The sequence below is a fragment of the Maribacter sp. HS genome (assembly GCF_048059195.1).
Lineage (GTDB): Bacteria > Bacteroidota > Bacteroidia > Flavobacteriales > Flavobacteriaceae > Maribacter > Maribacter dokdonensis.
Map to the genome: position 1 here is coordinate 230,633 of NZ_JAYLVV010000009.1, position 13,898 is coordinate 244,530.

At 37.9% G+C, this 13,898-nt stretch carries 10 protein-coding genes and 1 tRNA gene; 10 read left to right on the forward strand and 1 reads right to left on the reverse strand.

Features of this window, described 5'->3' with window-relative positions; all coding sequences use genetic code 11:
- The first annotated feature begins 1 nt into the window (after position 1).
- Positions 2 to 724: a gluconate 2-dehydrogenase subunit 3 family protein gene (locus tag VBZ51_RS17215; RefSeq protein ID WP_416577789.1), complete on the forward strand. Its 723-nt coding sequence runs from the start codon at positions 2 to 4 to the stop codon at positions 722 to 724.
- An 11-nt stretch (positions 725 to 735) separates the two neighbouring features.
- Positions 736 to 1,557, forward strand: coding sequence for a sugar phosphate isomerase/epimerase family protein (locus tag VBZ51_RS17220; protein ID WP_416577734.1), 822 nt, complete (start codon positions 736 to 738; stop codon positions 1,555 to 1,557).
- Positions 1,558 to 1,647: 90 nt separating this feature from the next.
- Here VBZ51_RS17220 and VBZ51_RS17225 read toward each other — a convergent pair whose 3' ends face one another.
- Complete coding sequence (locus VBZ51_RS17225) at positions 1,648 to 3,420, reverse strand: arylsulfatase (RefSeq protein ID WP_416577735.1); 1,773 nt, start codon at positions 3,418 to 3,420, stop codon at positions 1,648 to 1,650.
- 102 nt (positions 3,421 to 3,522) lie between these two features.
- Here VBZ51_RS17225 and VBZ51_RS17230 point away from each other — a divergent pair, with 102 nt between their 5' ends.
- The 8 genes from VBZ51_RS17230 (at position 3,523) to VBZ51_RS17265 (ending at position 13,897) form a co-directional block, all read left to right on the forward strand.
- Entirely contained in the window at positions 3,523 to 4,260 is a 738-nt protein-coding gene (locus tag VBZ51_RS17230; RefSeq protein WP_416577736.1) for a M15 family metallopeptidase, read from the forward strand.
- Positions 4,250 to 5,173, forward strand: coding sequence for an alpha/beta hydrolase (locus VBZ51_RS17235; protein ID WP_416577737.1), 924 nt, complete (start codon positions 4,250 to 4,252; stop codon positions 5,171 to 5,173). Before VBZ51_RS17230 ends, VBZ51_RS17235 begins: the two co-directional genes overlap by 11 nt.
- Positions 5,174 to 5,340: 167 nt before the next feature.
- A tRNA-Pro gene (locus tag VBZ51_RS17240) sits at positions 5,341 to 5,414 on the forward strand.
- A gap of 592 nt (positions 5,415 to 6,006) precedes the next feature.
- Entirely contained in the window at positions 6,007 to 7,161 is a 1,155-nt protein-coding gene (locus VBZ51_RS17245; protein WP_416577738.1) for a cellulase family glycosylhydrolase, read from the forward strand.
- Positions 7,162 to 7,385: 224 nt separating this feature from the next.
- Positions 7,386 to 7,781 carry a hypothetical protein gene (locus VBZ51_RS17250; RefSeq protein WP_416577739.1) on the forward strand — a complete coding sequence of 132 codons (396 nt, stop codon included), beginning with the start codon at positions 7,386 to 7,388 and terminating at the stop codon, positions 7,779 to 7,781.
- Positions 7,782 to 7,899: 118 nt separating this feature from the next.
- Complete coding sequence (locus tag VBZ51_RS17255; RefSeq protein ID WP_416577740.1) at positions 7,900 to 12,312, forward strand: CusA/CzcA family heavy metal efflux RND transporter; 4,413 nt, start codon at positions 7,900 to 7,902, stop codon at positions 12,310 to 12,312.
- Between the two features lie 16 nt (positions 12,313 to 12,328).
- Positions 12,329 to 13,540 (forward strand): efflux RND transporter periplasmic adaptor subunit, encoded by a 1,212-nt coding sequence (locus VBZ51_RS17260; protein WP_068487073.1) that lies wholly within the window; start codon positions 12,329 to 12,331, stop codon positions 13,538 to 13,540.
- 18 nt (positions 13,541 to 13,558) lie between these two features.
- On the forward strand, positions 13,559 to 13,897 hold the full coding sequence (locus VBZ51_RS17265) for a P-II family nitrogen regulator (RefSeq protein ID WP_068486787.1): 339 nt from the start codon (positions 13,559 to 13,561) through the stop codon (positions 13,895 to 13,897).
- Position 13,898 lies beyond the last annotated feature (1 nt).

The following is a 13,898-nucleotide window of genomic DNA, read 5'->3' on the forward strand; positions in this document are numbered from 1 at the left end:
GATGGATAGAAGAAAGAGTTTACAAACTATAATACTTGGAGGTGCTGCAGCAGGTACTGGTCTGGTCTTCCATTCATGTAAGACAGAAAGTGGGGAAACTATAGATGAGACTATAGCCACCACTAGTGAAAAGTACTTTGGTAGAACCCCTGCAGAGCTAGAACGCATAGAAAAGTTAAATGCGGAACAATTGTTCAATGAGCATGAAATGGAAACCATTGCAGCCTTAAGCGTAGTAATTTTACCGCCAAAAGAACCACATGGTGGTCCAATAGAGGCAGAGGTACCTGATCTGGTTGAATTTATGGGCAAAGATATTCCAGAAATGGGTCCTATTTTATTAGGTGGCTTAATGTGGTTAGATCATAAGAGCAATACAGAATTTGGTACGGAATTTAAGTCCGCCACTTTAGAGCAGAAAAAACAGATCTGCGATGAAATTTGCTGGCATGACACGGAAAAGCCTTTAAGCGAGCAACCATTGGAAATTCAGTTTTTCTATACCATGCGGGGGTTGACCGTTACTGGTTATTACACCTCTAAAGTGGGTATTGCAGATTTAGGATATAAAGGGAATACACCTAATGTGTGGGATGGAGTACCACAAGATGTTCTTGATCAACATGGCGTTGCCTATGATCCGGAATGGATTGCAAAATGCGTAGACCAAAGTAAACGAAACGTCATTGCCGAATGGGATGATGAAGGAAATTTACTTACATAGAAAGTAGTAAGATGATAAAAAAAATATTGATTGCCACTATCCTTTTGGGTAGTGGTTTTTTAGCGCACTCTCAAGAAGTTGGTATACAGTTGTACAGTCTTAGAAATCAATTTAAGATGGATGTGTCCAATACCTTAGGGTTGATCAATGAATGGGGAATTGATAAGATTGAAGGCGGTGATACTTATGATATGCCGTTAGAGGATTTTAAAGCATTACTTGACCAAAATAATTTAGATATGGTAAGTATTGGTGCCACATTTGAAGATTTGGAGAGCGATGTTGAAAAAGTCATTAAAAATGCTAAAGATTTTGGTGCAAAATATGTAATGTGCGCTTGGGTGCCTCACGAGGGGAACACTTGGGAATTAAAAGAGACCCAACATGCTACCGAAGTTTTTAATAAAGCCGGTAAAGTCCTGAAACAAAACGGATTGGTTTTAGCCTATCATCCGCATGGATATGAATTTAGAAAATATAAGAGAGGTACTTTGTTTGATTACATGGCGCAAAATGCAACGGATTTTACATTTGAGCTAGATGTTTTTTGGGCACAGCACGGAGGTGCGGACCCGTTGGAATTGATGAAGAAATACCCTAATAAATTTACACTCTTACATCTTAAAGATATGGAGAAAGGTATTAAGGGTAATAATACCGGGCATGAAGAAGATGATACTAATGTTGTTTTGGGCACTGGGCAAATAGACATTGCAGGTGTAGTTGCCGAAGCTAAAAAATTAGGTATTGAATATATGTTTATAGAAGATGAATCTTCTAATGTTGTTACTCAAGTACCAAAGAGTTTAGAATATTTAAAAAGTTTAAAGTAAACCAACTACCAACTTGAATGCAAAACCTTCTATTTTTACATAAATAGGAGGTTTTTTTATATACTTTAACTTGATTCTAATATTTAAAGTTTAGTCCAATTTTTTAAACTGTAATAACCTAAAATCGGCTACCGCTTTATTTGGCATTTCCAGAGCTTTAAGAGTCAAAGTTCCTTTGCCTTTAGGTAATGAAATTATACCTAGATTCAACGGTTTAAATTCCTTTACATAGGACTCCATTCTTAATACTCGATCATATTCCTTACCAACAAGAGGAGAATCAAAAGCTTCTATTATTTTAGCCTTGATCTTACTATCACCAAAACTTAGTTCTACAATTGAACCCAAATCTTTTGGTGGACATGTGTAATACATTTCAACCTGGAAATTACCTTCTTCCAATACATCAACGTTCCAAGTAATAGAATCGTTTACAGAATTCCAATTGGTGAAAAAAGAATCGTTTGGCCAGCGGTTGCTACGCTCTATGGTACCATGTGCTTCACCATCTCTAGCAGGTAGTTGAGTATATATGGCTTTTGGATAACCTAAGGTAAAAGCGCGATCATCATTCTGTTTGGTGGTAGTTATGGTTTCGTTTTCCCACTTACGTTTAGCTTCAAGAAATTTGTTGGCCAGATTTGGGTTCTCATTGGATATATCATTTTTTTGCGCTCTGTCAACAGTAATGTCATAAAGTCTATTTTCATTATCTAGTCTATATTTTTGACTTCTAACACTTGTTTTTCCGTTCCAATGGTTAAAAAGAAATCGATCCTTACTTTCGAATTTATTTCCCAATAGTAAAGCGCTCAAGTCTTCACCGTCAACAGGAAATTCTGTTGAATAGGGTATAGAAAGTAAACCGCACAATGTAGGTAAGATATCAATACCACCGGCTATTTCATTAAGTTCGAGCCCTTTTGGAATATGTTTGGTCCATTGAATATAAAAAGGGGTGCGAACACCACCTTCGTCAACACTTCCTTTTTTACCTTTCATGTTTCCGTTCCAACGATAGGCATTAGGGCCGTTATCCGATAGGTAAATAATGATGGTGTTGTCTTCAAGATTCAGTTTTTCGATTTTATCGGTAATTCTTCCAACATTATAGTCAATATTTTCTACCATGGCCAAAGCGGCCTTGGTAAACTGCAGATCTTCATCATCATTTGCATTGGATAGGAAATTCAAAGACTTGTTTTTCATTTTGTTCCAAAATTCATCGGGCACTTGCATGGGGCTATGCGGTGTATTGTATGGTAGGTACAGAAAAAAGGGCTCTGCTTTGTTGTTTTCAATAAACTCCAATCCTTTATCGGTTAAATCATCCACCAAAAAACCGTTACCCTTTACCAACGCACCGTTATGTTCCAACATAGGACTAAAATAATTGCCCCAATGACCAGATGCAAAACCGTAATATTCATCAAACCCTTTGCTATTTGGATGGTATGGCGGTTGCATGCCGTTATGCCATTTTCCAAAAGCAGCAGTATGGTAATCTGCTTTTTTCAGTATTTCGGCAATCGTAGTTTCGTTCATATTAATACGCTCACCACCAGAAGAAGTTTCGTAAACACCCGTACGGGTAAAATACCTGCCCGTTAATATTTCTGCTCTGGTAGGAGAACAAACGGGCTGCACATAAAAGTTATTGAATGTTGCTCCATTGGTCCTTAAAGCATCAATATTTGGTGTGCTTAGGTTGTTATTTCCGCTACTGCTTAAATCTCCCCAACCTTGATCATCGGCTAAGAAAAGAATAATGTTCGGTTTTTTAACCTTTGGCTCATTTCGTGATAACTTACCACAAGAAAGGTTCAAAATAATGATGAAAATTACAAGTAGATTCTTTGCCATAGATTGATTTTAATTGATGGTCGGTCATTATACATTGAAACTATTTTAAAGATAAAGCACCTTTGTCAAAAATCTGTATCTTCAAACACAAATAATATAAACATGTTTAAGAATAGAGTTTTAGGTCTGTCTTTATTGGCATTACTTATGTTTATGGTAAGTTGTAAAGAAGAGAATAAGAATGAAAATACAGCTGCCATTAAGGAAGAAATAGATGATACCGTATTGGATACTATCGTAGAACCTAAGATACAAAAACCAGTATTCAAAAGTCTGGAGGGTGTAGCGGATACTACATTTGTGCGTTTAGCAGACTATAGCGATGGCTTTGCCTATGACCTACGTTACGCTACCAAGAATAATTTTTTAAAAGAAAAGGTGTATGATTGTGGCGAATGTTACACTAGGGCAAAAACGGTGAAGGCTTTGCTAAAGGCAAATGAGGAGTTTAAAAAACATGGTGTAAAAATAAAATTCTACGATTGCTACAGACCTAATTCCGTACAGTATAAAATGTGGAAAATAGTCCCTAATCCGCAATATGTAGCCAATCCGGTAAAAGGTTCTATACATAACAAAGGTGGGGCCGTAGATATAACATTGATAACACTGGAAGGGGAAGAGGTTAAAATGCCAACGGATTTTGATTTTTTTGGAAAACGAGCCTATCATGATAATTTTGACTTGCCGCAAGAGATTTTGGATAATAGAAAGTTGCTAAAGGAAACTATGGAGAAATATGGTTTTTGGTCTACCCGAACGGAGTGGTGGCATTATAATTTACAAGGAGCTTCAAAAGACCCAATAGCAAATTTTAAATGGGATTGTAATGAAATATAATAGCATAGCAATTAAAGTCACTTCACTACTGATCTCACTGCATTTTTTTGGTTGTACCACAATGGAACGGACTATTGATCTTTGGCCAAAAGATAACATTCCAAATCAAAAAGAAACTAATATAGAAGAAGTACATGAACAGCGTGATATCTTAAGAATAAGTAAGGTTCAAAAACCAACGTTAGAAGTTTACTTGCCAGAAAAAGCTAATGGTAAAGCCGTGTTGATTTTTCCCGGTGGCGGATATGGTATTTTAGCCTATGATTGGGAAGGAACCGATGTAGCCCAGTTTTTAGCCGATAGAGGTATAGCCGGTATTGTAGTAAAATATAGATTGCCGTCGGACGAAACGCAAACAGATAAGCATAATGTGCCGTTAATAGATGCTCAAAGAGCTATTAAAATGGTCAGAAGTAGGGCAGGAGAATGGGGTATAAATAAAAATGAAATAGGCATTATAGGTTTTTCCGCAGGTGGCCATTTGGCATCAACTCTAGGTACCAAATACAATAACCGTGTTTATGAACTAATAGATGAAATAGATAAAGAAAGTGCAAGACCAGATTTCATGGTACTTATGTATCCGGTAATAACTATGGGTGAAGAAACCCATTTAGGATCTAGGAATAATCTGTTAGGAAAAGAGCCTTCTGAAAAAATGATACAGGAATATTCCAGTCAATTTCATATCAATTCAGAAACACCATCAACATATTTGGTACATGCAATGGACGATGAAGTGGTACCTGTAGCCAACAGTGAATATTTTCATACGATGTTTAATGTAAAGGCTACTGCAAAGAGCGAATTGTATCTTTTTGAGAAAGGCGGACATGGTTTTGGACTGGCCCAAGATAATCCTATTTTAAGAAAATGGCCAATTGATCTAATAGATTGGATTAATAGTTTATAAACCGAATTACTTTTATATTTTTGCAAACTGATTTTCAATGATAGCAATTGTCATTGAAGTTACGGGATGTAGCCCGTCGACTACGCTCAGGATAAACTGCACTACAGTTCATCTTAAGTAGCTGAAAAACTATATGAATTCAGGAAGATATTCTTCCTTTAAATTTTCGGGATGTAGCGCAGTCCGGTAGCGCACTCGGCTGGGGGTCGAGTGGTCGCAGGTTCAAATCCTGTCATCCCGACTGAATAAGAAAATGAACTGTTTTGCAGTTCATTTTTTGTTTCCAAAAGCGTCATAAGCAAAGCTTATGAAAGCGGTTGGGAACAAAAAATGAAAAAGCGATAGCTTTTCTTTTGTTATTTGCAATGAGGGTTCATAAGGATTATCTAAATCCTTTATATCTATTTATGAAAGCGGTAGGAACAAAAAATGAAAAAGCGATAGCTTTTCTTTTGTTATTTGCAATGAGGGTTCATAAGGATTATCTATATCCTTTATATCTATTTATGAAAGCGGTTGGGAACAAAAAATGAAAAAGCGATAGCTTTTCTTTTGTTATTTGCAATGAGGGTTCATAAGGATTATCTAAATCCTTTATATTTATTTATGAAAGCGGTTGGGAACAAAAAATGAAAAAGCGATAGCTTTTTTTTTGTTATTTGCAATGAGGGTTCATGCGGGTTATACAAATCCGTTGTGTTACATGGATTTTGATAATTGTGTATCTGGCGTGAATAGCATTTTATTTCCTAATTGCTTATATTCCATTTTATGTAAACGAATTATGTTTATGTAAAATCTATATCCATTTACTTCTAGAAAAGTAGCCATTAATGAAAAAATCTATCTTCCTTTTTATTGTTTTAAATATTACTTTTTTAATAGGATGCTCTTCTTCAGAAAGTCAAGTCAAAGAAAGCTCATCTGAAACTACAGATACCGTTGAAACACCCGAAGACAATATAGTACAAGAAGAATCCATCAACGGAATTATGCGAGATATGTCGCCAAAAGAATTTGTGTTGGACATGGGTTCTGGTTGGAATTTAGGCAATACTTTAGATACTGAGGATGTAGACGTAACAGCGTGGGGAAATCCTTTGACCACACAGGCTATGATAGATGAGATCGCTGCAAAAGGATTTAAAACATTAAGATTACCGGTTACTTGGAGATTTCATACCGGTGCAGCACCAGATTATTTGATAGAGCCAGATTGGTTAAATAGCGTAGAAGAAATTGCAAATTTTGCTCTAGGTAATAATATGTACGTCATCATAAATATTCATCATGATGATGAGTGGATTGTGCCTACCTATGAGAATGCCCCTTCTGTAAAAGATAGGTTGATAAAAATATGGACACAGATAGCTAATAAATTCAAACCTTATGGAGATTATGTAATTTTTGAAACATTGAATGAGCCCCGTCATGAAGGATCTCCCGAAGAATGGGAAGGTGGTACCGCGGAAGGGCGAGATGTTGTCAACCAATATCATCAGGTCAGTGTAGATGCAATTAGAGCAACTGGAGGTAATAACGCTGTTCGAAAAATTATGGTTTCTACCTATGCAGCTGGAACCGGTGAAAATGTTCTAGAAGATTATGTAATACCCAATGATGATGAAAATATTATTGTATCTATTCATAGTTATTCACCTTATTTGTTCAGTCTAGCAGGAACTGATCCAACTTGGGGTACAGATGAAGATAAGGCGCAGTTAACCGAAGAATTTAATGTAATTCAAGCTAAGTTTGAAACGGAAGGTAGGACAGTAGTTATGGGTGAATGGGGGGCTACTTTTTCTAATAATGAGAGTGACCGTTTGGCTCATGCCGAATATTATGCAAACCTATGCGCAGAACGTGGTATTTGTCCCATTTGGTGGGATAATGGTAATGCCAGTGAATTTGGTATCTTCAATAGAAATACATTAGAATGGGTCTATCCGGAAATTGCAGATGTTATTGTTGATGCTACGAAGTGATATAAATAAAAAGTAATAGGGAAAATGCCCACAACAACATGCCAGTTTTTCTATAAGTGTGAAAATTATTAAGTATTGCTAAAGCCTAAGGAAGGGTATTGTTGTGCTTATTGTCCTTATGGAAAGGTTAAATGCCCGTCAATTCAGAAAAAGGAAAATGTCTGCGGATGATTCTTATGTTTGCACAACAGTTGCATTAATCAATTTGTAGTTTTGTAAAAATTATGAAAACACTTTTTTCTATATCTATGTCCTTTTTATTCCTTTTTCAAGGAATTAGCTTAGATATGGACTTTTGTGGCCCAATTAAAGAAATCTCAAATATTATAACACATTATCAAGACCATAAAGTTTATGGCGACTCTTTCCTTGAATACGTAGTCGAAGATTACGTTGACAATGATGCAAAAAATGAAGAGTATCATCATAACCCAGATAATGATAATACACCAATCCATTCCCATCAGCAATGTTGCCACCCTTTAGTGTTAATGATTGAGAACAACAATTTAGCTTTAACTAATCAATTAAAGTTTGAAGGGAAAGAACAATTTAATTTACATAAAGTAAACTTCACTTCCAGATATCTGGAATCGCTTTTCCAACCCCCTAAAGTATAATTCGGTTTTTTAAAGGATAGTTATATCCTATCGTGATGCTTTTCAAAGTAAGTGTCGCATCATAAACGCTTTGCATCTCTTTGCATTGCGATGTTTAAACTGAATTAATACTTTTTCTATGATTAACAAAATCATTTCATTTTCCATTAATAACAAGTTTATTATTGGGCTCTTTATAGTGGCACTGGTAGGTACGGGCATTTGGTCTATGGCCACTATAAACCTAGGTTCTGTACCCGATATTACCAACAACCAAGTACAGGTTATTACAGTTGCCCCAAATTTAGGTACTGAAGATATTGAGCAATTTGTCACCTACCCGGTAGAATTGGCTATGGCAAACCTTCCTGATGTTATCGAACTGCGTTCTGTATCTCGTTTTGGTCTGTCCGTGGTTACCATTGTCTTTAAGGACGAGGCAGGCACTTATCTTCCCCGGCAATTGGTGCAAGAAAAATTGACCGAAGTTGCCGGAGAAATCCCCGAAGGCTTCGGCACGCCATTTATGGCACCCATTACTACAGGTCTGGGAGAAATCTACCAATATACTTTAAAACTAAAAGAAGGCTACGAAGATAAATACGACGCCATGGAGCTTCGTACCATACAGGATTGGATTGTAAAACGCCAAATGGCATTAGTCCCTGGAGTGGTCGAGGTCAATGCTTTTGGAGGCTATGTAAAACAATATGAAGTTGCCATAAATCCTGATAAATTAAAAAGTTTTGGCATTACAATGAATCAGGTTTTTGAAGCCCTGAAAGTGAACAATGCCAATACGGGAGGTGCTTATATCGAGAAAAACCACCAAGCAAATTTCATTCGTGGCGAAGGTTTGGCGCGTAGCCTTGAAGATTTGGAAAACACCGTGGTAACCACACAAAACGGAAGCCCTGTTCTAGTGCGGGATGTTGCTGAAAAAGTAGGATACGGGAATCAGGTGCGATATGGTGCGTTTACCCAAGATGGGCACGAAACTGTTGGTGGACAAATTTTAATGCTGAAAGGCGAAAGCCCCGGCAACGTGGTCGAAAATGTGGAAAAGCGCATTGCAGAAATACAAAAATCCCTGCCGGAAGGCGTTTACATAGATACGTTTTTAAGCCGAAGTGAACTTATTGGAAGAACCACAAGCACCGTTGAAAAAAATCTTATTGAAGGGTCGCTCATCGTTATTTTCGTTTTGGTCTTGCTTTTGGGAAGTTTCCGTGGTGGATTAATTACAGCTTCGGTAATCCCTTTATCATTACTCTTCGCCTTTATCTTGATGAAACAATTTGGCGTTTGGGCAAATTTAATGTCCTTGGGAGCAATCGATTTTGGAATCATTGTGGATGGTGCAGTTATTATTGTAGAAGGTATGGTATTTCACATCCATCAACGGATGAAGAAAACCACAACGGCCATTGGCCAGCCAGAAATGGATGAAATAGCCTATGAATCGGCAAGCACGATGATGAATTCGGCTTTTTTCGGTCAGCTTATTATCCTTATTGTATTTACACCGATTCTCTTTTTAACTGGTGTTGAGGGAAAAATGTTCCGCCCAATGGCATTTACTTTCGGATTTGCGGTTTTGGGAGCGATTATCCTGTGTCTTACCTACGTGCCAATGATTTCGTCAATGTTCCTAAAGCCTGCCAGAAATCAGAACAGTTGGTTTGCCAAATTTGAAAACAGGATTGACAGGTTCAGTGATAAAATAATGTCAGGGTTGAACAGGGCGTATGTACCCTTGCTCAATTTCGCACTTCGCTTTAGGGCTGGTGTCATTATTGGTGCGGTTGGGCTGTTATTGATTGCAGGATTTATTTTCAGCAATATGGGTGGCGAATTCATACCTAAATTTGATGAGGGCGATATTGCATTTCAAGCCTTGATAAAACCAGGGAGCAGTCTTACGGAATCTATTGAAGCTTCAAAAAAACTTCAAAATTTAATCAATGAATTTCCTGAAGTAAAAACAGTGGTCTCAAGAATTGGTGTTGCTGCAATACCAACAGACCCAATGCCAATGGACATTGCCGATAGCTATATCATTCTTGAAAAGGATAAGAGCAAATGGACTTCCGCAGATAGCAAAGAAGAACTTATAGAAAAAATACAGGAAAAAATTTCAGTTGTTCCCGGTGTAAACTTTGTGTTTACGCAACCTGTGGAACTTCGTTTTAACGAATTGCTTACGGGTGTTCGCGAGGACGTGGCCATCAAATTGTATGGAGAAGATTTGGGCGTATTGGCAGACAAGGTTCAGGAAATCGCAGCGGTTATCAGAAGCGTTCCCGGAGCGGCCGACCTGAATGTGGAAGCTACGAGTGGTTTGCCACAGATGACGGTAGAATACAATCGTGCAAAAATGGCACAGTACGGTGTAACCGTTGATAAGCTGAATGATTATGTAAGTGCCGCCTTTTCAGGAGAAGCGGCAGGGGTAATTTTTGAAGGTGAAAAACGCTTTGATGTGGTCATTCGTTTGGCGAAGGACTTTAGACAGGACATCAACAGCCTTAAAAATCTATATATCGATTTACCAAATGGTGCCCAAGTACCGTTAAAGGAAGTAGCGGACATCAGTTACAAACCTGGCCCAATGCAGATTTCAAGGGACAATACCTCGCGTCGTATTTCGGTAGGAGTCAATGTTCGTGGGCGAGATGTAAAATCGATGGTCGAGGAAATTCAGCAAAAACTGGAAACAGAAGTGAAACTGCCACCAGGTTATTTTGTAACCTACGGAGGTTCGTTTGAAAACCTGCAACGTGCGTCAGACCGATTAATGATTGTAGTGCCTATCGCACTTTTCCTAATATTCATATTGCTCTACTTTGCGTTGAGCTCGTTCTCGCAGTCGGTAATGATTTATATGGCAGTGCCTCTGGCGGCCATTGGTGGCGTGTTTGCGCTTTGGATACGGGGAATGCCCTTTAGTATTTCAGCGGGAGTCGGATTTATCGTGCTCTTTGGAGTTGCGGTATTGAACGGTTTGGTACTGATAAACAAATTCAACGAATTAAAAGAAAGTGGAATGACAGACTTAAGGAAACGAATATACGAAGCAACACACGAACGGTTACGACCAATTTTGCTAACCGCAACGGCGGCCATTATGGGCTTTATCCCAATGGCGATTTCTACCTCGGGAGGTGCCGAGGTACAGCGACCATTGGCAACAGTAGTTATTGGCGGATTGCTTACGGCCACGTTTTTAACCCTTGTAGTCCTTCCGGTATTGTATTATTGGTTGGAATCAAGAAAGGAACGAAACAATACTGATGGTGATGTAAGTTATATAAACAAATCCACGAACATTATAACCATATTGTTAATGATTGGTGGTTTGATGGCTTCAGGAACTGCCGTTGCCCAAGACGCGAGTTCAGGTGTTACAATATCAAAGACCTTGACTATAGACGAAGCCATTGCAATGGCAAAACAGAATTACCCATCGCTAAAGGAAAGTCAGGCTTTTATAGAGCGAGAGCGTGCCATGAAAGGAACAAGCTTCGATCTGGGGAGTACTTCCTTATATACAGGTAGGGAAGATCAAGGTGTACAGCAGGGAGCTTTGCGAACTTATGGTGTGCAACAGGGCAATATAGATTTGTTATCTGGTTTCTCAAAATCCAAGTACTACAAAGAACGTACCCAACTTGGAGAAAAATTTTATGCTCTAAGCGAACAACAGTTGGTGCGTAATGTGATGCAAGCATACGATCTCATCAATTACAATAAGGCGCAATTGCGTTTTGCGGAACAACTGGACAGTGTATATGCAAATTTTAGGATGGCAGCAGAATCTCGTTATGATACGGGAGAAACCGGAAAACTGGAATTTATTGCAGCCTCTTCTGAATATCAACAGATACAGGTATTACGACAACAGGCTTATGATGATATAGAAATAGCAAAAAGAGCTTTGAAACAGTATTTGGGGATTGATCAAGAAATTGAAACCGTAGGATCTACTTATGAACCGATAAATTTTTTGGCTGATTTTGATTCTTCATCTGTTGCAAATAATCCATTGTTGCAGTATTCATTGCAAAATGCCGAGGTAAGCAAAGCAAACATTGGGGTAGAAAAATCAGAATTCCTTCCAAAATTTAGTATTAGTTATGATAAGCTTAAATATAATGATATATCTGGATTTAGTGCATATCAAGCAGGTATAAGTATTCCATTGTGGTTCTTACCGCAAAAATCAAGGGTCAAGGCCGCTAAGGCAGATGCGATGGTTGCCGAAAACCAGTATCTGGAACAGAAGGCCATAACAGAAAGTAGGGTTTCCCAACTTTTAAAATCCTTGGAAAAGACCCAAAAGACACTTGATTATTATCAAAAAGGTGCGTTAATTTTAGCTGAAGAACAGATTACAACAGCAGAACTTGCTTCAAAAGAAGGTGAAATTGATTATGTAAACTATATCACAATCTTGAACAGTGCCATAAGAATCAAGCAAAACCATTTACAATTTATCAATCAGTATAACCAACAGGCCATTGAGTTACAATACCAATTGGGCAATCTATAATATTAAAGAAAACAGAATGAAACATATATTTATAATCAGTTTAGCATTAGCAACTTTTTTAATGATAGGTTGCAACAACACGACAAATAGAAGCCAAAGTGATGAAAATGCGACATCCAAAGAAAAGGAACACTCTGAAGAAGGTCATGGTACAGAGGAAGGCGTTGTAGAACTAACAATGCAGCAAGCCGAAACAATAGGTCTTGAAATAAATCCTTTAGAAAAAAAGAGTTTGGGAAATACCATAAAAGTTACTGGCAAACTCGAACTTTTTCCACAGGATAGAGCTAATATTAGTCCTTTTGTGGGCGGCAATGTTCGTTCCATCAAGGTCATCGAAGGAGATAAGGTGAATAATGGTCAAGTGTTGGCCTACTTGGAACATCCTGACATCATTTCAATGCAACAGGAATTTCAAGAGAAAAATGACGAACTCGTATTTTTAAAACAAGATTTTGAACGTAAACAAATCCTGTATGATAAGGGAGTTTCTTCTGGAAAGGAATTTCAAATGGCACAATCAAAATTTCGTTCCACAACATCGAGCGTCAATGGTTTACGGTCTAAATTAAGACTATTGGGCATTAACACGGATAAGGTCTTACAAGGTCATATTTTTTCTTCCGTCCCTATCACAACGCCAATTTCTGGCTATGTAGATGAAGTTATGGTAAGCCTTGGCGACTATGTTGCACCTCAGACCAAAATGTTCACAGTTAGTGATAATTCAGAAATACATGTAGATTTTAAAGTATATGAAAAAGATATAAGAAAAGTTAAGGAAGGACAAGAAATCTACTTTACGGTAGCTGCCAAACCAGATCAATTGCTGAAGGCGAAAATTCACGCAATTGGTAAAACTTTTGAAAGCGACGCAAAAGCATTGCACGTTCACGCCGATGTTCATAATGACGATAAAGAATTACTTCCAGGAATGTATGTGGAAGGTAGGATTGTGCAAGATGCAAAAATGGCATTCGCAGTTCCTGAAGATGCTATTGTCAAAGAAGGCGAACAATCATACATTTTCATATTGGATGAAGATGACAAAAAGGAAGAAAACAAAATGAAGTTTAAAATGATTCCCGTTAACGTTGGAATTACAGATTTAGGATATGTTGAAATCAATCTTCCTGCAGAAATTGCCCAAAAGGTGAAAGTGGTCACGAAAGGCGCATACACCTTATCATCAGAAATGATAAAAGGCGAATTGGGACACGATGACTAAATTCATAATATAATAAGTATGAAAGAAATAAAAGCATTTATAAAACCGAACCGAATCCAAAGAGTCATTGAAGCACTATCTGATAATGGGTTCAAAAGTATGACCCTTTCACAAGCTGAAGGCACTGGTGCATTCAAATCAAAAGGGGCAAGACCGTCGCTGGATTTTCACGTAACAGATAGTCCAGTGGTTAAGCTGGAACTGGTCTGCCAAAATGAGGAAGCCCAAGCGGCCATTGAAACAATTATAGCCAACGCCAAAACCGACGGACCTGGAGATGGTATTATTTATATAGCAAATATTGAAGATGCCTTTCAGATTAAAACGGGAGAATCTTTAAAGCGATTTAATTCATAGG

Coding starts and splice junctions, on each gene's coding strand:
- VBZ51_RS17220 (WP_416577734.1), top strand. CDS start 736: ATGATAAAAAAAATATTGATTGCCACTATCCTTTTGGGTAGTGGTTTT.
- VBZ51_RS17225 (WP_416577735.1), bottom strand. CDS start 3,420: ATGGCAAAGAATCTACTTGTAATTTTCATCATTATTTTGAACCTTTCT.
- VBZ51_RS17235 (WP_416577737.1), top strand. CDS start 4,250: ATGAAATATAATAGCATAGCAATTAAAGTCACTTCACTACTGATCTCA.
- VBZ51_RS17215 (WP_416577789.1), top strand. CDS start 2: ATGGATAGAAGAAAGAGTTTACAAACTATAATACTTGGAGGTGCTGCA.
- VBZ51_RS17265 (WP_068486787.1), top strand. CDS start 13,559: ATGAAAGAAATAAAAGCATTTATAAAACCGAACCGAATCCAAAGAGTC.
- VBZ51_RS17230 (WP_416577736.1), top strand. CDS start 3,523: ATGTTTAAGAATAGAGTTTTAGGTCTGTCTTTATTGGCATTACTTATG.
- VBZ51_RS17260 (WP_068487073.1), top strand. CDS start 12,329: ATGAAACATATATTTATAATCAGTTTAGCATTAGCAACTTTTTTAATG.
- VBZ51_RS17245 (WP_416577738.1), top strand. CDS start 6,007: ATGAAAAAATCTATCTTCCTTTTTATTGTTTTAAATATTACTTTTTTA.
- VBZ51_RS17250 (WP_416577739.1), top strand. CDS start 7,386: ATGAAAACACTTTTTTCTATATCTATGTCCTTTTTATTCCTTTTTCAA.
- VBZ51_RS17255 (WP_416577740.1), top strand. CDS start 7,900: ATGATTAACAAAATCATTTCATTTTCCATTAATAACAAGTTTATTATT.